At 73.4% G+C, this 20,606-nt stretch carries 15 protein-coding genes; 12 read left to right on the top strand and 3 right to left on the bottom strand.

The window, feature by feature from the left end; all coding sequences use genetic code 11:
- The first annotated feature begins 16 nt into the window (after window positions 1–16).
- The 5 genes from ACZ5ID_RS29625 to nudC all read left to right on the top strand — a co-directional run bounded on the left by ACZ5ID_RS29625 (window position 17) and on the right by nudC (window position 10,901).
- Window positions 17–3,562, top strand: a complete 3,546-nt coding sequence (locus ACZ5ID_RS29625; protein ID WP_468903896.1) for an ATP-dependent helicase — start codon at window positions 17–19, stop codon at window positions 3,560–3,562.
- 84 nt (window positions 3,563–3,646) lie between these two features.
- Complete coding sequence (locus ACZ5ID_RS29620) at window positions 3,647–4,537, top strand: hypothetical protein (RefSeq protein ID WP_468903894.1); 891 nt, start codon at window positions 3,647–3,649, stop codon at window positions 4,535–4,537.
- A 77-nt stretch (window positions 4,538–4,614) separates the two neighbouring features.
- Window positions 4,615–8,424: a UvrD-helicase domain-containing protein gene (locus tag ACZ5ID_RS29615; protein ID WP_468903892.1), complete on the top strand. Its 3,810-nt coding sequence runs from the start codon at window positions 4,615–4,617 to the stop codon at window positions 8,422–8,424.
- 10 nt (window positions 8,425–8,434) lie between these two features.
- A complete protein-coding gene (locus ACZ5ID_RS29610) occupies window positions 8,435–9,853 on the top strand; it encodes a dipeptidase (RefSeq protein ID WP_468903890.1) in 1,419 nt (472 codons plus the stop codon).
- Window positions 9,854–9,929: 76 nt separating this feature from the next.
- A complete protein-coding gene (nudC, locus tag ACZ5ID_RS29605) occupies window positions 9,930–10,901 on the top strand; it encodes an NAD(+) diphosphatase (protein ID WP_406554556.1) in 972 nt (323 codons plus the stop codon).
- 100 nt (window positions 10,902–11,001) lie between these two features.
- Here nudC and ACZ5ID_RS29600 read toward each other — a convergent pair whose 3' ends face one another.
- Window positions 11,002–11,244: a mycoredoxin gene (locus ACZ5ID_RS29600; protein ID WP_358836176.1), complete on the bottom strand. Its 243-nt coding sequence runs from the start codon at window positions 11,242–11,244 to the stop codon at window positions 11,002–11,004.
- A gap of 142 nt (window positions 11,245–11,386) precedes the next feature.
- On the opposite strand from ACZ5ID_RS29600, the gene ACZ5ID_RS29595 reads away from it, so the two are divergent.
- The 5 genes from ACZ5ID_RS29595 to ACZ5ID_RS29575 all read left to right on the top strand — a co-directional run bounded on the left by ACZ5ID_RS29595 (window position 11,387) and on the right by ACZ5ID_RS29575 (window position 15,296).
- Window positions 11,387–13,618 carry an ATP-dependent DNA helicase UvrD2 gene (locus ACZ5ID_RS29595; protein WP_468903887.1) on the top strand — a complete coding sequence of 744 codons (2,232 nt, stop codon included), beginning with the start codon at window positions 11,387–11,389 and terminating at the stop codon, window positions 13,616–13,618.
- A gap of 180 nt (window positions 13,619–13,798) precedes the next feature.
- Complete coding sequence (locus ACZ5ID_RS29590) at window positions 13,799–14,140, top strand: hypothetical protein (RefSeq protein WP_468903885.1); 342 nt, start codon at window positions 13,799–13,801, stop codon at window positions 14,138–14,140.
- A 161-nt stretch (window positions 14,141–14,301) separates the two neighbouring features.
- Complete coding sequence (locus ACZ5ID_RS29585) at window positions 14,302–14,670, top strand: WhiB family transcriptional regulator (protein WP_406554553.1); 369 nt, start codon at window positions 14,302–14,304, stop codon at window positions 14,668–14,670.
- Window positions 14,667–14,990, top strand: a complete 324-nt coding sequence (locus ACZ5ID_RS29580; RefSeq protein ID WP_468903882.1) for a hypothetical protein — start codon at window positions 14,667–14,669, stop codon at window positions 14,988–14,990. The genes ACZ5ID_RS29585 and ACZ5ID_RS29580 overlap by 4 nt, the downstream gene beginning before the upstream one ends.
- Before the next feature lie 120 nt (window positions 14,991–15,110).
- Window positions 15,111–15,296, top strand: coding sequence for a hypothetical protein (locus tag ACZ5ID_RS29575; protein ID WP_468903880.1), 186 nt, complete (start codon window positions 15,111–15,113; stop codon window positions 15,294–15,296).
- A gap of 39 nt (window positions 15,297–15,335) precedes the next feature.
- Here ACZ5ID_RS29575 and ACZ5ID_RS29570 read toward each other — a convergent pair whose 3' ends face one another.
- Window positions 15,336–16,754 carry an ABC1 kinase family protein gene (locus tag ACZ5ID_RS29570; protein ID WP_468903878.1) on the bottom strand — a complete coding sequence of 473 codons (1,419 nt, stop codon included), beginning with the start codon at window positions 16,752–16,754 and terminating at the stop codon, window positions 15,336–15,338.
- A complete protein-coding gene (locus ACZ5ID_RS29565) occupies window positions 16,747–17,952 on the bottom strand; it encodes a ThiF family adenylyltransferase (RefSeq protein ID WP_468903875.1) in 1,206 nt (401 codons plus the stop codon). The genes ACZ5ID_RS29570 and ACZ5ID_RS29565 overlap by 8 nt, the downstream gene beginning before the upstream one ends.
- Before the next feature lie 239 nt (window positions 17,953–18,191).
- On the opposite strand from ACZ5ID_RS29565, the gene ACZ5ID_RS29560 reads away from it, so the two are divergent.
- Together ACZ5ID_RS29560 and ACZ5ID_RS29555 are read left to right on the top strand one after the other, a co-directional pair.
- Complete coding sequence (locus tag ACZ5ID_RS29560; protein WP_406557220.1) at window positions 18,192–18,788, top strand: M48 metallopeptidase family protein; 597 nt, start codon at window positions 18,192–18,194, stop codon at window positions 18,786–18,788.
- A 115-nt stretch (window positions 18,789–18,903) separates the two neighbouring features.
- Window positions 18,904–20,598, top strand: a complete 1,695-nt coding sequence (locus ACZ5ID_RS29555; protein ID WP_468903873.1) for a TerD family protein — start codon at window positions 18,904–18,906, stop codon at window positions 20,596–20,598.
- Window positions 20,599–20,606: the final 8 nt, after the last annotated feature.

Here is a 20,606-nt window from a genome sequence, read left to right as displayed (position 1 = left end):
AGGACCGGCGATCCACGTGAGCTCCTCCTCCTTCACCGGGCGTACGACGTACCCCCAGGTACGACGGCGGTCCGCCGGCGCGTACCGACTGGTACGTACCCCGCTGAGGCCGGTGGACCCCCCTTTGCTGGACGCACATCAGCGGGCGGTGGTTGACCACGCGCACGGGCCGCTGCTCGTCCTCGCCGGTCCGGGCACCGGCAAGACCACCACGCTCGTGGAGGCGGTCGCGGCCCGGGTGGCCGCCGGGACCGACCCCGAGCGCATCCTCGTCCTCACCTTCAGCCGCCGGGCCGCGGTCGAACTCCGCGACCGCATGGCGCTGCGGCTCGGTGGCGCCCGCGGCCCGCAGGCCACCACCTTCCACTCCTACTGCTACGCCCTGGTCCGCGCCCACCAGGACGCCGACCTGTTCGCGGAGCCGCTGCGGCTGCTCTCCGGACCCGAGCAGGACGTGGCCGTACGCGATCTGCTGGCCGGGCAGCTCGGCCTGGAGCGCGAGGGGCTCGCCTCCGTGCGCTGGCCCGACGAACTGCGCGCCTGTCTGACCACGCGCGGCTTCGCCGACGAGGTGCGCGCGGTGCTCGCCCGCAGCCGCGAGCTGGGCCTCGGGCCGCACGCGCTGGCCGACTTCGCCCGGCGCACCGGCCGGCCCGACTGGCGAGCGGCTGCCGCGTTCTTGGCCGAATATCTCGACGTCCTCGACCTCCAGGGTGTACTGGACTACGCGGAGCTGGTCCACCGGGCGGTGCTGCTCGCCGAGCGCGCCCCGCACTCCGGCACGTCGTCCCACGTCTCCTCCTCCGCCCCGCCGCACGGGCCCGCTCCGGCCGATGCGTACGACGCGGTGTTCGTCGACGAGTACCAGGACACCGACCCGGCTCAGGTCCGCCTGCTGCGGGCCCTCGCGGGCGGTGGCCGCACGCTGGTCGCCTTCGGCGACCCGGACCAGTCGATCTACGCGTTCCGGGGCGCGGACGTCAACGGGATCCTCGACTTTCCGGACACGTTTCGGCGGGCGGACGGCGCACCGGCGCCGGTCGAGGTGCTGACGACGTCCCGCCGCTCCGGGGAGAAGCTGCTGGCGGCGACCCGGCTGCTGACCCGTCGGATGCCGATGCCGCGCCTGCCGTCCGAGAAGGTACGGGCCCACCGCGACCTCGCGCCGGTCCGCGCGGGCGGGCGCGTCGAGGCGTACACGTACCCGACGGCCTCCACGGAGCTGGAGAACATCGCCGACATCATCCGGCGCGCCCATCTGGAGGAGGGCGTTCCGTGGCACGACATCGCCGTCCTCACCCGCGCCGGCACCCGCGCCCTGCCGTCCCTGCGCCGCGCCCTGACGGCGGCGGGCGTCCCGGTGGAGGTGGACGGCATGGACATCCCCCTGCGTCACGAGCCCGCGGTGACACCCCTGCTGACGGCCCTGCGCGCGGTGGCGAAGGCGGCGCTGACGGGGACCGGGGGGGAGGGTGAGGCCGAGGAGGCCGAGACGGAGGGGGAGGCCGAGACGGGCGGCGGGGGTGAGTTGTCCGGGGGGCTCGGAAGCGACGCCTGGGTTGATGCCTCGGTCCACGGAGGCGCCTGCGTCAACGGTGGCACCCCCCTCGACGGTGACGCGTCTGCCGACGGTCACGTGTCCCCCGACGGCCAGGCGGGAACCGCCGCCCCCACCACCTCCCCACCCCCCTGGCTCGACCCCGAGACCGCCCTCGACCTGCTCACCTCGCCCCTCGGCGGCATGGACAGCGCCGACATCCGCCGGCTCGGCCGCGCCCTGCGCGACGAGGAGCGGGCCGCGGGCAACCGGGTGCCGCCGCCCTCCGACGTCCTCCTCGCGTGCGTGCTCGCCGAGCCGGAGCGGCTGGTCGCGCACGACCCCGCGTACGCCCGGGGCGCCCAGCGCCTGAGCGCGCTGCTGCGCAAGGCCCGCGAGCTCCTTCAGGGCGGCGGCACCGCGGCCGAGGCGCTGTGGGAGCTGTGGAGCGGCACCCCGTGGCCCCAGCGCCTCGAACGCGCCGCGCTGCGCGGTGGCACGGCGGGCCGCAACGCCCACCGCGACCTGGACGCCGTGTGCGCGCTGTTCGACACCGCGGCGCGCGCCGAGGAGCGCACCGGCGGCCGGGGCACGCTCAACTTCCTGGAGGAGGTCGACGCCCAGGACATCGCCGCCGACACCCTCACCCGCCGCGCCGTACGCCCCGACGCCGTACGCCTCATGACCGCTCACCGCTCCAAGGGCCTGGAGTGGAGCCTCGTCGTCGTCGCGGGCGTCCAGGAAGGCCTCTGGCCCGATCTGCGCCGCCGCGGCTCGCTCCTGGAGGCCGACCGCATCGGCCGCGACGGTCTCGCCGAACCGCTCACCCCCGGCGCCCTCCTGGCCGAGGAGCGCCGTCTCTTCTACGTCGCCGCCACCCGCGCGCGCGACCGGCTCGTCGTGACGGCGGTCAAGGCCCCGGCCGACGACGGCGACCAGCCCTCCCGCTTCCTCGCCGAACTCGGCGAGGAGCCGAAGGACGTCACCGGCCGGCCCCGCCGCCCGCTCGCCGTCGCCGCGCTGGTGGCGGAGCTGCGTGCGACCACCGTCGACCCCGAGGCGTCCGAGGCGCTGCGGGACGCCGCCGCCCGCCGCCTCGCCCTCCTCGCCGCCCTCACCGACGACGAGGGCCAGCCGCTGGTGCCCGCGGCCCACCCGTACCGCTGGTGGGGGTTGAACGAGCCGACGCGCTCCGCGGTTCCCCTGCGCGACCGCGATCACCCGGTCGTGCTCTCCGGCAGCGCGCTCGACCAGCTCGCCAACACCTGTGCGCTCCAGTGGTTCCTGGGCCGCGAGGTGAAGGCCGACGCGCCCGCGACCGCCGCGCAGGGCTTCGGCAACGTGGTGCACGTACTGGCCGACGAGGTCGCCTCCGGGCGTACGCCCGCCGATCTGGCCGTGCTGATGGAGCGGCTGGACTCGGTGTGGGACGCGCTGGCCTTCGACGCGCCCTGGAAGTCGGAGCAGGAGAAGAACAACGCGCGCGTGGCGCTGGAGAGGTTCCTGCGCTGGCACACCCTCGACCGGACGGGCCGCACCCCGGTGGCCACCGAGCACGACTTCGACGTGACGCTGGAGGCGGGCGACTACGAGGTCCGCATCCGCGGCTCCATGGACCGCGTGGAGCAGGACGAGGCGGGCCGCGCCTATGTCGTCGACTTCAAGACCGGCAAGCAGGCGCCCACGGCGAACGAGGTGGCCGCCCATCCGCAGCTGGCGGTCTACCAGCTGGCGGTCGAGCGGGGCGCGGTCGACGAGGCGTTCGCGGGCGAGCGCCCCGCGCCCGGCGGCGCCGAGCTGGTCCATCTGCGTCAGCCCGCCCCCAAGAGGGAGGGCGGCGAGGCGTATCCGAAGGTCCAGACGCAGGAGCCGCCGACGGGGGAGTGGGTCGGCGACCTCCTCGCCACGGCCGCGGGCCGCGTCCTGGACGAGCACTTCTCCCCGAGCCCGGGGCAGCACTGCACGAACTGCACCTTCCGTACGTCGTGTTCGGCGCTGCCCGAGGGGCGTCAGGTGCTGGAGTGACGTTTTGGAAGAGGGGGCCGCTGTACTGACAGGGACACCTCAGTCGCGTGATGTCTCCGCTTCACCAGCCATGAGGAGAGACAGATGCGGGTCAGCCGGAATGTCCTGGTCGTCACGGTGGTCGGTGCGACCGCCGTCGCCGGCCTTGCCGGGTGCGGCAAGGAAGGTGACAACAGGGCCAAGGGCGTTTCCGTGGCCACGAAGCCGTCCCCGACGGCCTCGGCGACCCCCGCCGACCCGTTCGCGGGGATGACGCCCGACGCGATAGCCGAGAAGGCGGTCGGCGTGACGAAGGCGGCCAGGACCGTGAAGGTCGCCGGCGCGGGCGTCTCCGACGGTCAGCACATGAGCCTGGAGGTCACGGTCACCCGGCTGGGCAACTGCTCCGGCAGCGTGCATGTCAAGGACGGCACGGCCCGCGTGCTCAAGGCCGATCCCAAGGCCTACTACATGCAGGCCGACGAGAAGTTCTACCGGGCCATGGCCAAGGAGGACGGCACCTCCAAAAAGGAGGCCGACGCCATGGTCGAGCTCCTCAAGGGACGCTGGATGAAGCTGCCGACGGAGGCACCCTCGAAGTCCCGCAAGCGCCACGGCAAGGGCTCCGACGACGACATGGGCCAGTTCTGTGTGCTCTCCGAGCTCGTCTCCGGAATGGACGACGACAAGGGCGACCGCACGGGGATGACGAAGGGCGCCGACACCGTTGTCGCCGGTGTGCCCGCCGTCACGCTCACCAAGAAGAAGAGCGACGGCTCCGCCGTGACGATGTACGTCGCCAAGCGCGGGCCGGCCCATCTGCTGAAGGTCGCCGAGACGGGCGGCGCCGAGCCGGGCACCGTCACCTTCAGCGACTACGACAAGCCGGTGAGGATCACTGCTCCGCCCGCCGATCTGGTCATGGACCTGGAGAAGCTCGGGGTGAAGCCGGACGGCGGCTCCGGCTCCCAGGAGACCGGCGGGCTGAAGGTCTGACGGCGCCGCCCCCGGGGGCGGGCTGAAGGTCTGACGGCGCCGCCCCCCGGGGCGGGGGGCGCGCGCTCCCGGCGTGGATGCGGGGAGCGTCACACCGGCCCCGACGGGGACCACGGTTGTCAGTGGTCCCCGTTAGCCTCTCTGGGGTGCCCCTCCTCACCGACCCCGAGGAGCTCAAAGAGCTCCTCGGCATCCCGTTCACCCCGGAGCAGACGGCGTGCATCACCGCACCGCCCGCTCCGCAGGTCGTCGTGGCCGGCGCCGGGTCCGGGAAGACCACCGTGATGGCGGCCCGGGTGGTCTGGCTGGTCGGCACCGGGCAGGTCGCCCCCGAGCAGGTCCTCGGGCTGACCTTCACCAACAAGGCCGCGGGCGAGCTGGCCGAGCGGGTGCGCACGGCCCTGGTCCGCGCGGGCATCACCGACCCGGACGCGATCGACCCGGACAACCCTCCGGGCGAGCCGCGCATCTCGACGTACCACGCGTTCGCCGGGCAGCTCCTGACCGACCACGGCCTGCGGATAGGGCTGGAACCCACCTCCCGGCTGCTCGCGGACGCCACCCGCTACCAGCTCGCGGCCCGTGTGCTGCGCGAGGCCCCGGGGCCGTACCCGGCGCTGACCAAGTCCTTCGCCTCCCTCGTCAGCGACCTGCTGGCGCTGGACGCGGAGCTGGCCGAGCACCTCGTACGTCCCGAGGAGCTGCGGGCGTACGACCGGGAGCTGCTCCGCGCCCTGGAGGGCGCGAAGCTCAGCAACGCCGATCTGCGCAAGGTGCCCGAAGCGGCCGAGGGACGGCTGGAACTCCTCGACCTCACCGTGCGTTACCGGGATGCCAAGAAGTCCCGTGACCTGCTCGACTTCGGTGACCAGATCGCGCTCTCCGCCGAGCTCGCCCTCACCCGCCCCGAGGTCGGCCGGATCCTGCGCGACGAGTTCCGCGTCGTGCTGCTCGACGAGTACCAGGACACCTCGGTCGCCCAGCGCCGGCTGCTCGCCGCCCTGTTCGGCGAGGGGACCGGACACGCGGTGACCGCCGTGGGCGACCCCTGCCAGGCCATCTACGGCTGGCGCGGAGCCTCGGTGGCCAACCTCGACGACTTCCCCCGCCACTTCCCGTACGAGGACGGGCGCCCCGCCACCCGCCACTCGCTCAGCGAGAACCGCCGCAGCGGCGGCCGACTGCTCGACCTCGCCAACTCGCTGGCCGCCCCGCTGCGCGCGATGCACGCGGGCGTGGAGGCGCTGCGCCCCGCCCCGGGCGCCGAGCGCGACGGCACGGTCCGCATCGCCCTGCTCGACACCCACCAGGAGGAGATCGACTGGCTCGCCGACTCCCTCGCCCATCTGGTGCGCACCGGCAAGGAACCCGGCGAGATCGCCGTCCTGTGCCGGACCGCGGGCGACTTCCCGCAGATCCAGGGCGCGCTGGTGGCGCGGGACATCCCCGTCGAGGTCGTCGGCCTCTCCGGGCTGCTGCACCTGCCCGAGGTCGCCGACCTCGTGGCGGTCTGCGAGGTGCTCCAGGACCCGGGCGCCAACGCCTCCCTCGTCCGGGTCCTGACCGGCCCCCGCTGGCGCATCGGCCCCCGCGACCTCGCCCTGCTCGGCCGGCGCGCCCGCCGTCTCGTGCGGCGCGAGAAGGCCGGATCGGACGACCCGGACCAGCGGCTCGCGGACGCCGTGGAGGGCGTCGACCCGGCCGAGGTGATCTCGCTGGCGGACGCGCTCGATACCTTCCTGGAGGCGGGCGACGACGAGGACGACGGGCTGCCGTTCTCGGCCGAGGCACGCGTGCGCTTCGCCCGGCTCGCCGCCGAGCTGCGCGATCTGCGCCGCTCGCTCGCGGACTCGCTCATGGACGTGCTCCACCGCGTCCTGACCACCACCGGCCTGGAGGTCGAACTCTCCGCCTCGCCGCACGCCCTGGCCGCGCGCCGCCGCGAGACCCTCGGCAACTTCCTGGACATAGCGGCCGGCTTCGCGGCCCTCGACGGCGAGGCCTCGCTCCTGGCCTTCCTCGGCTTCCTGCGCACCGCCGCGCAGTACGAGAAGGGCCTGGACAACGCCCTGCCCGGCGGCGAGAACACGGTCAAGGTGCTCACCGCCCACAAGTCCAAGGGACTGGAGTGGGACGTGGTCGCCGTCCCCGGTCTGGTCAACGGCGTCTTCCCCTCCACCCAGTCGCGGGAGGCCTGGACGGCCCAGGCCAAGGTCCTGCCGCACGCCCTGCGCGGCGACGCCCCGACCCTTCCGGCCACTCCGGAGTGGGACGCCAAGGGCCTCAAGGCCTTCAAGGAGGAGCTGAAGGAGCACCAGCACACAGAGGAACTGCGCCTGGGTTACGTGACGTTCACGCGCCCCCGCTCGCTGCTGCTCGGCTCGGGCCACTGGTGGGGCCCGAGCCAGAAGAAGCCGCGGGGCCCCTCGGAGTTCCTGCACGCGCTGTACGCCCACTGCGAGGCGGGGCACGGCGAGATCGAGGCCTGGGCCGACGCCCCGGCCGAGGACGCCGAGAACCCGGCCCTGGGCGAGTCCGCCGCCACGCACGCGTGGCCGCTCCCGCTCGACCCCACGTCCCTGGCGCGCCGGCGGGCCGCGGCGGAGACGGTCCTGGCCCACCTGGACGCGGAGGGCGGCGCGGGCGCGGAAGAGCCGCACCACGCGCGCGAGGAGGCGGACCTTCCGTACGTTCCCTACGAGGACGGGTTCGCCGACGCCCCCTTCGACCTCGACCCCGGCTTCGACCCCTTCGACCTCGACCCCGGCTTCGACCCCTTCGACCTCGACCCCGGTTTCGACCCCTTCGACGAAGACGGCCCCTTCCCGCCGGACGACCTCGTGGACGAACCGGTGGACGGCGGGCTCGACGAGCCCCGGGAGGGGGCGGCGGCGGGGCCGGCGACCAGGCCCCCGGACGACGCCTTCGCCGATCTCGACGCCCTCGACGACCTCGCCCTCCTGGAGGACGGCTGGGACGCCCTCCCGACCCAGCGCCCGGCCCCGGCGGACGGCCCCGTCGCCCCCCGCCCCCACCCCGACGTCCCCGTCCAGCACACCCGCCCCGACGCCGCCCCCCGGGACCACCGCGTCCTCACCCCCGAGGAGCGCCGGGCCATCGCCTCCTGGGACCGCGACCTGGAGGCCCTCACCACCGAGCTCCGCCGCGCCCGCGCCACCAGCCACGAGGTGCCCATGCCCGCCTCGCTCACCGCCTCGGACCTGCTGCGGCTCGCGGCGGACCCGGACGGCTTCGCCCAGGAGCTGGCCCGCCCGATGCCGAAGCCGCCGCAGCCCGCCGCCCGCCGCGGCACCCGATTCCACGCCTGGGTGGAGTCCCGTTTCGAGGAGCTGCCGCTGCCCATGCTGGGCCCCGACGAGCTCCCCGGCGGCGACGAGCGCGACGCGGACATCGCGGACGAACGCGACCTCGCGGCCCTCAAGGAGGCGTTCGAGCGCTCCCCGTACGCCCGGCGCACCCCGCTCCGCACCGAGGCGCCGGTCCAGATCACCCTGGCGGGCCGGGTGATCCGCGGCCGTATCGACGCGGTGTACCGGGGCGAGCGCCCGGGCACGTACGAGATCGTCGACTGGAAGACCGGCCGCGGCGCCACCGGCGACCCCCTCCAGCTCGCCGTCTACCGCCTCGCCTGGGCCGAGCAGCACGGTGTCCCGCTGGAGTCCGTCACCGCCGCCTTCCTGTACGTACGCACCGGGGAGACCGTCCGCCCCGCCCGCCTCCCGGGCCGCGCCGAGCTGGAGCGCATTCTGCTGGGGGAGGGCCGCCGCGGGGCCGGGAGCGGCCACGCGCGCGAGGAGGCCGCCCTCGTGCGCGGGCGGGGTCCGGCCGGGACACCGGCGGACGAGCCACCACCAGCGGCCGGATAGGCTCCATGGCATGAGCGAGACCCCGGACAGCGCCGTCCGCACCGAAGCCGACGACACGGTGCGCGCCTACATCGAGCAGCACCGCGCCGCCTTCCTCGACGACCTCGCCCAGTGGCTGCGGATCCCGTCCGTGTCGGCCCAGCCCGAGCACGACGGCGACGTACGGCGCAGCGCCGAGTGGCTGGCCGCCAAGCTCAAGGAGACCGGCTTCCCGGTCGCCGAGGTCCTCGCCACCCCGGGCGCCCCGGCCGTCTACGCGGAGTGGCCCTCCGGCGACCCCGAGGCTCCCACCGTGCTGGTCTACGGTCACCACGACGTGCAGCCCGCCGCGCGCGAGGACGGCTGGCACACCGAGCCCTTCGAGCCCGAGCTGCGCGACGGACGGCTCTACGGGCGGGGCGCGGCCGACGACAAGGGCCAGGTGTTCTTCCACACCCTGGGCGTACGGGCGCACCTGGCCGCCACCGGCCGCACCGCGCCCGCGGTCAACCTCAAGCTCCTGGTCGAGGGCGAGGAGGAGTCCGGTTCGCCGCACTTCCGCGCCCTCGTCGAGGCGCACGCCGACCGCTTCGCCGCCGACGCCGTGATCGTCTCGGACACCGGCATGTGGTCGGAGACGACGCCCACGGTGTGCACGGGCATGCGCGGCCTCGCCGAGTGCGAGATCCGGTTCTACGGACCGGACCAGGACATCCACTCCGGCTCCTTCGGCGGCGCCGTGCCCAACCCGGCCACCGCCGCCGCCCGCCTCGTCGCGGCGCTGCACGACGCCGACGAGCGGGTCGCCGTGCCCGGCTTCTACGACGGCATCGCGGAGCTCACGGACGCCGAGCGCGAACTCGTCGCCGAACTGCCCTTCGACGAGGCCGAGTGGCTGCGTACGGCCAAGTCCCGCGCGGTCCACGGCGAGGCCGGATACTCGACGCTGGAGCGCGTCTGGGCCCGGCCGACCGCCGAGGTCAACGGCATCGGCGGCGGCTACCAGGGCCCGGGCGGCAAGACGGTCATCCCCTCCTCGGCGATGGTGAAGCTGTCGTTCCGGCTGGTCGCCGGGCAGGACCCGGACCGGATCGAGAAACTGGTCACGGAGTGGGTCGCCACCCGTGTCCCGGACGGCATCCGGCACGAGATCGCCTTCAGCGCCGGCACCCGCCCGTGTCTGACGCCGCTGGACCACCCGGCCCTGCGGTCCGTCGTGCGCGCCATGGAACGCGCCTTCGGCCAGAAGGTCCGCTTCACGCGCGAGGGCGGCTCCGGGCCCGCCGCCGACCTCCAGGACGTGCTCGGCGCCCCGGTGCTCTTCCTGGGGATCTCCGTGCCGTCCGACGGCTGGCACGCGCCCAACGAGAAGGTCGAGGTCGACCTCCTTATGAAGGGCGTCGAGACCACCGCCCACCTGTGGGGCGACCTCGCCGCCGTACGGCTGTGAGAGCCCGCGTGCCCCGCGGCACCACCGCCGAACGAACACCGCTGAACCCATCCATCCGGGGGAGTTGGAAGCACCTGTGAGCACCACCGGCACCACCAGCAGTGACGCGACCGCGGACCGGCCGATCGGCCTCACCACACCCATCAGCCTCACCGAGGACAGCGGCGTCGACCGCGCGGCCCACCACCGCCTGGACGAGGCCTGGCTCGCTGCTGCCTGGAGCCACCCGACGACCAGGGTCTTCGTGGTCTCCGGCGGACAGGTCCTGATCGACGACACCGCCGACGGCCGTACGGAACTGGTGATGACCCCGGCCTTCGAGGCCCCCGTCACCGAGACCCACCGCTACTTCCTGGGCACCGACGACGACGGTGTCAGCTACTTCGCGCTCCAGAAGGACTCCCTGCCCGGCCGGATGGACCAGTCCGCGCGCGCGGCCGGCCTGCGCGAGGCCGGGCTGCTCCTGTCGCCCCGGGACACGGGCCTGATGGTCCACGCGGTCGCCCTGGAGAACTGGCAGCGGCTGCACCGTTTCTGCTCCCGCTGCGGCGAGCGCACGGTCATCGCCGCCGCCGGTCACATCCGCCGCTGCCAGGCGTGCGGCGCCGAGCACTACCCCCGCACCGACCCTGCCGTGATCATGCTGGTCACGGACGAGCAGGACCGCGCGCTGCTGGGCCGCCAGGTGCACTGGCCGGAGGGCCGCTTCTCGACGCTGGCGGGGTTCGTCGAGCCCGGCGAGTCCATCGAGCAGTCGGTGCGCCGCGAGGTCTTCGAGGAGGCGGGCGTCACGGTCGGCGAGGTCGAGTACGTCGCCAGCCAGCCCTGGCCCTTCCCGTCCAGCCTGATGCTCGGCTTCATGGCGCAGGCCACGTCGTCCGAGATCAACGTGGACGGCGAGGAGATCCACGAGGCCCGCTGGTTCTCCCGGGAGGATCTGCGCGCCGCCTTCGAGTCGGGCGAGGTCCTGCCGCCCTACGGCATCTCCATCGCCGCCCGCCTCATCGAGCTCTGGTACGGCAAGCCGCTGCCCAGGCCCACGCACTGAACCCCGCGGCCGGGTCCGGCCGCGGCCCCGGACACGCGAAAGGCCCCCACCTCCGAGGCGGGGGCCTTCGTACGCGCGCGTAGCGGCGAAGCGGCGCGGATCAGACGCCGATCTTCTGCTTGACCTGGGCGAGCGAGGGGTTCGTGAGGGTCGAGCCGTCGGGGAAGAGCACGGTCGGCACCGTCTGGTTGCCCCCGTTGGCCTTCTCGACGAAGGCCGCCGACTCCGGGTCCTGCTCGATGTTGATCTCGTTGTACGTGATGCCCTCGCGGTCCATCTGGCTCTTCAGCCGACGGCAGTAGCCGCACCACGTGGTGCTGTACATCGTCACAGTGCCCGGCATGCTCTCGCACTCCTCATGTTCGGCCCGATTGCTCGGCTCGGCTGGTGGCTCGGCTGTTCGGCCCCGGCGGGTGAACGCCACGGGTTGGAACGTACGCGACGGCGTCACCATTCCCGAGCCGGTACGACTAATCCCGCCCCCTGTGGACAACGCGTCCCGTGGGCCTCCCCCGACCTGGCAGCATGGCGGGGTGACATCAGCAACGCACTCCTCTCTCTTCCCCCAGGTCCCCGAGTCGGCGGACGCGGTGCTCGACGGCCTCGACCCCGAGCAGCGCGAGGTCGCGACGGCCCTGCACGGACCGGTGTGCGTGCTGGCCGGCGCCGGGACGGGCAAGACCCGCGCGATCACCCACCGGATCGCGTACGGGGTGCGGGCCGGGATCCTGCAGCCGAGCAGTGTGCTGGCCGTCACGTTCACCAACCGCGCCGCGGGCGAGATGCGGGGCCGGCTGCGCCAGCTCGGCGCCGGCGGCGTCCAGGCCCGCACCTTCCACTCGGCCGCCCTGCGCCAGCTCCAGTACTTCTGGCCCAAGGCGGTCGGCGGGGAGCTGCCCCGCCTCGTCGAGCGCAAGGTCCAGCTGGTCGCGGAGGCGGGCGCGCGCTGCCGGGTGCGGCTGGACCGGGGCGAGCTGCGGGACGTCACGAGCGAGATCGAGTGGGCGAAGGTCACCCAGACCGTCCCCGCCGACTACCCGGCCGCGGTCGCCAAGTCCCTGCGCGACGCCCCGCGCGATCCGGCGGAGATCTCCCAGATCTACGGGACGTACGAGGAGCTCAAGCGCGACCGGGGGATGATCGACTTCGAGGACGTGCTGCTGCTCACGGTGGGCGTCCTCCAGGACCGCCACGACATCGCCGAGCAGATCCGCGCCCAGTACCAGCACTTCGTGGTCGACGAGTACCAGGACGTCAGCCCCCTCCAGCAGCGCCTGCTGGAGCTGTGGCTCGGCGACCGGGACAGCCTCTGCGTCGTCGGCGACGCCAGCCAGACGATCTACTCGTTCACCGGCGCCACCCCCGACCACCTGTTGAACTTCCGCACCCGCCACCCGCACGCGACGGTCGTCAAACTGGTGCGGGACTACCGGTCGACCCCACAGGTGGTGCACCTCGCCAACGGCCTGCTCGCCCAGGCGCGCGGCCGGGCCGCCGAGCACCGCCTCGAACTGCTCTCCCAGCGCGAGCCGGGCCCCGAGCCGCTCTACACGGAGTACGGGGACGAGCCCGCCGAGGCCGAGGGCGTCGCCCGGCGCATCCGCGACCTCATCGCCTCCGGGGTCTCGGCCGGCGAGATCGCCGTCCTCTACCGGATCAACGCCCAGTCGGAGATCTACGAGCAGGCACTCGCCGACGCGGGCGTGCCCTACCAGCTGCGCGGCGCCGAGCGCTTCTTCGAGCGGCCCGAGGTAAGGGAGGCGGGCGTCGCCCTGCGCGGCGCGGCCCGGGCGGGCGGCAACGACGCCCTCCTCGACGACGCCGTGGACCTGCCGTCCCAGGTGCGGGCCGTCCTCGGCACCAAGGGCTGGAGCGCCGCGCCCCCGGCGGGTTCCGGCGCGGTCCGCGACCGCTGGGAGTCGCTGGCGGCGCTGGTCCGGCTGGCGGAGGACTTCGCGCGTGCCAAGACCGGCGCGACGCTCTCCGACCTCGTGGCCGAGCTCGACGAGCGCGCGGCGGCACAGCACGCGCCGACGGTCGAGGGCGTCACCCTCGCCTCGCTGCACGCGGCGAAGGGTCTGGAGTGGGACGCCGTCTTCCTGGTCGGCCTCACCGAGGGCATGATGCCGATCACATATGCGAAGACCGACGAGCAGGTCGAGGAGGAGCGCCGACTGCTGTACGTGGGCGTCACCCGGGCCCGGGTGCACCTGGCCCTGTCGTGGTCGCTCTCCCGCTCTCCCGGCGGGCGGCCGTCGCGAAGGCCCAGCCGCTTCCTGAACGGACTGCGGCCCGGCTCCCCGGCCGTCGGCGCCCGTTCCTCGTCCGCGGTCTCCACCGGTGGCGTCGAGCGCGGCGCCGCCCGCAGACGCACCCGGCGCGGCCCGGTCCTGTGCCGGGTGTGCGGCAAGACGCTCACCGAGGCCGGCGAGATGAAGCTGATGCGCTGCGAGGACTGCCCCTCGGACATGGACGAGGGCCTGTACGAGCGGCTGCGCGACTGGCGGGCGGGGCAGGCGAGCCTGCTGGGACAGCCGCCGTACTGCGTCTTCACCGACAAGACGCTGATGGCGATCGCGGAGGCGGTGCCGTCCAGCGGCGGCGAGCTCGCGGTGATCTCCGGCGTCGGCGCCCGCAAGCTGGACCGTTTCGGCACCGATGTCCTGGCCATCTGCGCTGGTCAGGAGGTCGGTGGGAGCGATGATGAGTCTTCTTGAAAACTCGTGGGAAAAATAGTTTGCGCCCGCCCCAGGAATCCCCATAGGTTCTTAACCACGGAAACAGCGGCTTCTCAGAGGCCCTGCGTCCGTGCTCTACTTGCTGTACTTATCCGAATACGCATGGGATCAGGGCCCCCGGGCCCCAGCTCCCCGAGACGCCGAGAGGAGGCGAGACCAGTGACCAGCTTCATGAACTCCACCAGCATCAGCACCACCAAAATGACCGATCGCTCGGTCGTCGCCACCTGCCCGCTCGGCTCCTCGTTCCAGGGCACCGGTCTGTCCACCGGTGTCTCCGGTCTGCTCGGCCTCTCGGTCGTCATTCCGTCCTCCCTGGCGAGCTTCCCCGTGCGGACCGGCAATGAGCGACCGACCCAGGCACCGGAAGCAGTGGTGGCGAAGGGACAGGCCCAGGCCTATGCCTTCGCGGCGGCCGGTGCCGGAGCCGAGAAGCAGACGACGCAGCACCACACCATGTGGGCCTTCCGTGGGCTCGAACCCTGGAGCGATCCAGCCTGATCCAGGATCAGGCAGGCGCCTTCAGGGCCGCGGAACCCCACCAGGGATCCGCGGCCCTTCTGTTTGCCCTCGACCGGGGGACAACAGTGCGAAGGGTCTCGGTACCAGCCGAAACCCGGCCGACCGGCCGGACCGACAACAAAGACGAGGAAGAAAACACCGTGCAACTCGAAGCGCACGCCCCGTCAGTACCGCCCGCCCAGACGATCCCCCCGCCCGGTCTCACGGAGGACCCCGCCTTGACTCCCCTCACCACGCTCACCGCGCTCGACGACGCCATCGAGAACCTCGGCGTACCCGTCCCCTGCCGCTCGTACGACCCGGAGGTCTTCTTCGCCGAGTCCCCGGCAGACGTCGAGTACGCCAAGTCCCTCTGCCGCACCTGCCCGCTGGTCGAGGCCTGCCTCGCCGGGGCCAAGGAGCGGCGCGAGCCCTGGGGCGTCTGGGGTGGCGAGCTCTTCGTCCAGGGCGTGGTCGTGGCCCGCAAGCGGCCCCGTGGCCGCCCGCGCAAGAACCCGGTCTCCGCATGAACCGCCCGGGAACCATCGACCGCCCCCTCACGAACGACCCCCAGAAGCAGGCCCCGATGACGACGTCCACCAGCGAGCCCGTCGGCTCCGCGACCCCAGACTTCACCACCACCGGCGCGAACGCCTCGCGTCAGAACAGGACCCTCGAAATGCAACTCATGCCAGAAGCCCTCGCCCGTGCCCATATGCACGAGCGCCTGCGCGAGGCCGAGGCCGAGCGGCAGGCCATGCGCCTGATCGCCGCCCGGCGGATGCAGCGCCGCGCCGAGCGCGTGTCGATGCGTGCCCGCCGCGCCCTCGCCATGGCCGTCATGCAGTGACGACCGCACGGCCGTATCGCGTGTGAAGTGACGAATGAGCCCGCGGGGGCCGGTCCGAACGGACCGGCCCCCGCGGTGCGTTGTGCCCGCAACGGCCGGCCGTGGCGGTATCGTCACGAAATGGACGACCCGACTCAGCCGGCTGCCGAGACCGTTGTGTGCTCGCGCTGCGGCACCCCCGCCCAGAGCAACCCGCCGACGTGGACCTACTCCGTCGAGAACGGCCACCGTCTCTACTTCTGCGACGCCTGTGCGCGCGCCAACATCCGGGCGATCGAGGGCAGACTCGACTCCGTGTGGTGGTGACCGGGCGGGGTGCGTCCCCGCCTCGCCCGGCCGTGGGCCTCACGCCCCGGCGGGCTGCTCGTCCACCTCGTCCTCCGGCTCCCCGGCCGCGAGGACCGCGAGCGTCCCCGGCCCGGCGGGCTCCTGGTCCTCGGGCAGGAACCCGGGCACCCACCGCTCCAGCTCGTCCCGCAGCCGGACCGTCGCGTCCAGCTGGCACAGCACGCCGATGGTGGAGAGCGTCACCCGGTGTATGAGCAGATACGAGGGCGGCAGATTGAGCTGCTTGCCCAACTGGTGCGCGGGGGAGCGCGGGTCGGCGATCCGCGCCGCCTGCCCGCGCATCCAGGCGCGGGTGAAGGTGAACTCGTCCGCCTGCGCGGGCTCGATGATCGGCAGCAGATAGTCCAGGACCGCGTCCGGGTCGAGGTCTATGGTCTCCTTCACGAAACCCGCCTCGCACAGCAGCGCGTAGACCGCTTCCGCGTCGCCGTCGAGCGTCTTTCGCAGCGAGTCGCCGATCGTACGGGGCAGCCCGCCCGGCAGCCGGTCCACCGTCCCGAAGTCCAGCACGCCCAGCCGCCGGACACCGCCCTCCTTCTCGGGAGGAAGCAGCCGGAAGTTGCCCGGATGCGGGTCCGCGTGCAGCAGTCCGGTCCGTGCCGGGCCCGAGAAGAGGAACCGCGCCAGCAGCTGGCCCGCCCGGTCGCGCTGCTCCTGCGTACCACCCGCGATCACCTCGGAGAGCGGGGTGCCGTCGATCCACTCGGTCACCAGGACCTGGTCGCGCTGGTGCACCACGTCGGGCACCACCACATCGGGGTCGTCGGCGAACTCCGCCGCGTGCTCCCGCTGGGCCCGCGCCTCCAGCTCGTAGTCCAGCTCCTCCGAGACCCGGTCGCGCAGCTCCGAGATGAGCGGCTTGATGTCCATGCCCGGGATCAGCGGCCCCAGCAGCCGCGCGAACCGGCTGAGCTGCGTCAGGTCGGAGAGCAGTGCCTCACCGGCGCCCGGGTACTGCACCTTGACCGCCACTTCGCGCCCGTCGTGCCAGACCGCGTGGTGCACTTGTCCGATGGAGGCCGCGGCGGCGGGCTTCTCGTCGAACTCCAGGAACAGCTCGCGCCACTGCGGTCCGAGCCGCTCCGCGAGCACCGTGTGCACGGTACGGGTCGGCATGGGCGGAGCCGCCTCCTGGAGCTTGGTCAGCGCGGCCCGGTAGGGCCCGGCGATCTCCTCGGGCAGCGCCGACTCGAAGACGGACATCGCCTGCCCGAACTTCATCGCCCCGCCCTTGAGTTCACCCAGGACCTTGAAGAGCTGCTCGGCGGTGCGCTGCTGGAGCTCGCGGCCCACGATCTCCGCGGACTTGCCGCCGATCCGCTTGCCCAGGCCCCATGTGGCACGTCCGGCGAAACCCAGTGGCAGCGCGGCCAACTTGGCGGTCCGGGTGACCGCCTTCCGGGGAAGATCAGACATGCGCCCCTCCAATTCCCAGCCGGCGGTGCCGCGCGCCTCGCGGCAGTGCGTCGTTGTCAGCGGTTACCGGGCCATTGTGTCCTGCGGCGGCGCCTCTCCCGGAGGTGTCCTCCCTCTCACTCTCCCCGGCGGCGCCGCAGGGACAGTCGAGCCGGGCCGCCAGCCTCCGGGGCCGCCAGTCGAGCGCGGGCAGGGACGCCTCCCACCGCGTGCCCGTGCTCGTCGGGAGGTCGCCGTCGAGGAAGGCCAGCGCATGCGCCGCGGCCAGGCCCGCCACCGCGGTCGCGAGCGAGAGGTCGCAGGCGGGGACCGCGCTCCGGCGACGGCCGGAGCGCCACTGCGCCAGCATCCGCGGCCAGCCGGGATCGCGCTCGGCCCGCTCCAGCGCCAGACAGCCCGCGCACCCGGTGCCCCCGGGCAGGACCAGCGGCCCCACCAGCCCGGTCGTCTCCAGGACGCCCGCGTACAGATGGGGGACACCCGCCGCCACCCACTCCTCGCCGGTCACCGGATCCGGCGCGTACACATCGAGGCCGTCCCTGGGGGCCACCACGATCAGTGACAGCCCGGTCGGCTCGTCGGCCTCGCCGGCCCGGGGCGGACGGTCCGGCGCCGCGCCCCGGACGAGCTGCCGGGCCGCCGGGCCCCGGCGCTCACCGACCGCCCCGCCGCTCAGGCCGCCGGGCGCCACGTCCCACGGCTGCACGGTCCCGCCGTCCAGCACCTCCACCCGCCCCACCCCCGAAGCGGCCAGAACCGAGGCGACCGTCGCGCCCACCCGCCCCGCGCCCCGGACCTGCACCCGCAGGGACCGGCGGGCCGCCAACCGCCGGGCGCCGCCGCCCGGTTCCGGGTGGACCAGGCAGAGCGAGGCCAGGTCGGCCCTGGTCCGGTCGAACGCCTCGGTCCGTTCGCGGGCCGCCCGCGCCGCGGGGCCGCCCGCCGTGGCGTCGTCGACCACCCCGGCCTCGGTCAACCGCTCCACCAGCGCGTCCACTTGGCCGGGCGAGAGGTCCGCCGCCCTCGCTTCCTCGTAGAGCAGGGGCAGGCCGCGGGTGCCGTCCAGGAGCTCCAGGAAGCTGCCCGTCGCCGTGTCCACCGGCGAGAGCACCACGGCACGCGTCGGAGTCACCCCGAACTGCACGGTCTGCCGGTCCCGCCATGCCCGGCGCAGCGCCGGCTTCAGCATCGGATGCATCTCAAATCCCCCGTCGTTGCGCGTGCACGTGGCCGGGCCGCGGACCTTTCGGCCGCCGCCCCGCCCGGTCGTGTCCGTCGTGCGATCCGCTGCCAGAATGCCCGCTGCGCCGGACGCGTGCGGAAAGTTGTCCACAGGCAGGGGCGTTAGTCGTACTAATGGTGCAAGCGCCGAATGGATCATGGGCGAACCCATCCGGAGGCGGGACTTCCCCCACTGACAGCGGGTAACGTCGGGGCGTGCCCGCCGACCCACTGCAGAGTGCCGGAAGCCCGCCCCGCAGTCCGACAAGTCCGCCGCCCCGCGGTCATGCGACGAGCGCGGTCGAGGTGCGCAGAAGCGCCCGGCGCAGCAGGACGGTCTCCGCCTACCGCGAGGGCGACCGCACCATCGTGCTGATCCCGGCCCGGATGTCCGAGGCCGAGGAGCAGCGCTGGGTGAGCGTGATGCTGGACAAGCTCGCGGCCCAGGAGAGCAAGCGGATGCTGGGCGACGCGGAGCTGACCGAGCGTGCCGAGCGCCTGTCCGACCTGTACTTCGAGGGTCGCGCGCGTCCCGCCTCGGTGCGCTGGGTGACCAACCAGAACACCCGCTGGGGCTCGTGCACCCCGGCCGAGGGCAGCATCCGCCTCTCGCACCGGCTCCAGGGCATGCCCGAGTACGTCGTGGACTACGTCCTGGTCCACGAGCTGGCGCACCTGCTGGTGCCGGGCCACGGACCGCGTTTCTGGCGGCTGCTGGAGGCCTACCCCCGTACCGAACGCGCGCGGGGATACCTCGAAGGGGTGGTGGCCGCCGACCGGCTGCCGCATCTGCCCGCCGCTCGCGGAGAGTGAGCTCGGCCGTCGTGTACCGAATGCGTACCGGTGGCTCCCGGCTTGGGCGATTGTCGCAGGCAGCCGTTAGCCTGGCGCGACCAATCACACTCGGGATGGGGGACGGTCGTTACGCATGGCCAGGGAATTCCAACGCGGCCACAAGGCCAAGATCAGTGACCTGACTCCGGGGACGGACCTGTATGTGGGCGTGCAGATCGGCGCCCCCGGGCTGACCTTCGACATCAGCTGCTTCGGTCTCGACGCCGACGAGCAGCTGTCCGACGACCGGTACTTCATCTTCTTCAACCAGCCCAAGTCGCCCGAGGAGTCCGTCCAGCTGCTGGGCGCCCAGGCCGGTGACACCGAGTCGTTCCGCGTCACCCTGGACCGCGTCCCGGCCCACATCCACAAGCTGTCGTTCACCGCGACGATCGACGGCGCGGGCCAGATGTCCCAGATCGGCCCCGGGTACATCAGAGTGGTCGCCGGCGGCGACGAGGTCGCCAGATACTCGTTCACGGGCGCCGAGTTCAGCACCGAGCGCGCGGTGATGCTGGGCGACTTCTATCTGAAGGACGTCTGGCGCTTCGCCGCCGTCGGCCAGGGCTTCGACGGCGGCCTGGAGGCACTGCTGAAGAACTTCGGCGGCGAGGTCGCCGAGGAGGAGCCCGCGCCGCCGCAGCAGCCGCAGGCCGCCGCCCCGAGCTTCGCACCGCCCGCGCAGACCGCCCCCGCGCCCGGATTCGGCGCCCCGGGGACGCCCCAGCAGCCCCACCCGCCGCAGCCGGCCCCCCAGTTCGGCGCACCGGCCCCGGCCCCCGCGCAGCACTACGCGCCGCCGCCCGGGTCCACGCCGCCCCCGGCCCCGGCGCCCGCGCCCAGCCCGCAGATCCACGCGGCGCCGACCATCGCCGCGCCCCTGACGATGCCGCCGGGCACCGTGCCGCCCCCGGCCGCCCCGGCGCCGTACGGACAGCCGCCCCAGCAGCCCCCGTACGGCCAGGTCCCCGGCCAGTACCCCGGGCAGGTCCCGCCGCCCGGCGCCCCCGCCCCGTACGGCGGGCCCGCGCCCTACGGTCAGCCGGCTCCTTATGGCCGGCCCGCCCCGTACGGTCAGCAGCCCGGCCTTCCCCCGCAGCTGCCGCAGCACGGGACGCCGCAGTCCGGCGGCGGTCTCGCGGGCGCCATCCAGCAGTACCGCGAGCTGCCCACCGGGCAGCGCTGGACCCCGCAGAACAAGCAGCTCGTCCGGGTCGACCTCGGCGCCGGCGGCGCACCCGTGCTGGCCCGCCAGGGCAGCATGGTGATGTACCAGGGCAAGGTCGACTTCAGCTACAAGGGCGCCGGGTTCGCGGGCCGGATCGTCGGCAACGCGACCGGCCAGGAGATGCAGCTGATGCGCTGCAGTGGCCGCGGCCAGGTCTTCCTCGCCGAGAACAGTGCCCATCTGCACCCCATCGAACTCCAGGGCGACGGCATCTGCGTCTCCGCCGAACACGTCCTGGCGTTCGACGAGTCCCTCCAGTACGAGGTCCGCCGCATCGAGGGCCACGGCATCCCCGGCGGCGCGCTGTTCACCATGCTGTTCCAGGGCACCGGCACCCTCGTGGTGATGACCCACGGCACCCCCGTGGTCCTGCCGGTCACGCCGACCACGTTCGCGGACAGCGACGCCATCGTGGCCTGGTCGTCCGCCTCGCAGGTGATCGTCTCCAGCCAGGTCAGGCTGCGCCGCAACGCCTACCCCGGCCACAGCGGCGAGTCCGTCAACCTGCAGTTCCGCGGCGCGCCCGGGAACTTCATCGTCGTCCAGCCGTACGAGGTCTGAGGGAGCCG

The organism is Streptomyces sp. NPDC031670 (assembly GCF_055580545.1).
The sequence above is the reverse complement of the archived record's forward strand: the minus strand, read 5'-3'. Positions and strand labels throughout refer to the sequence as shown.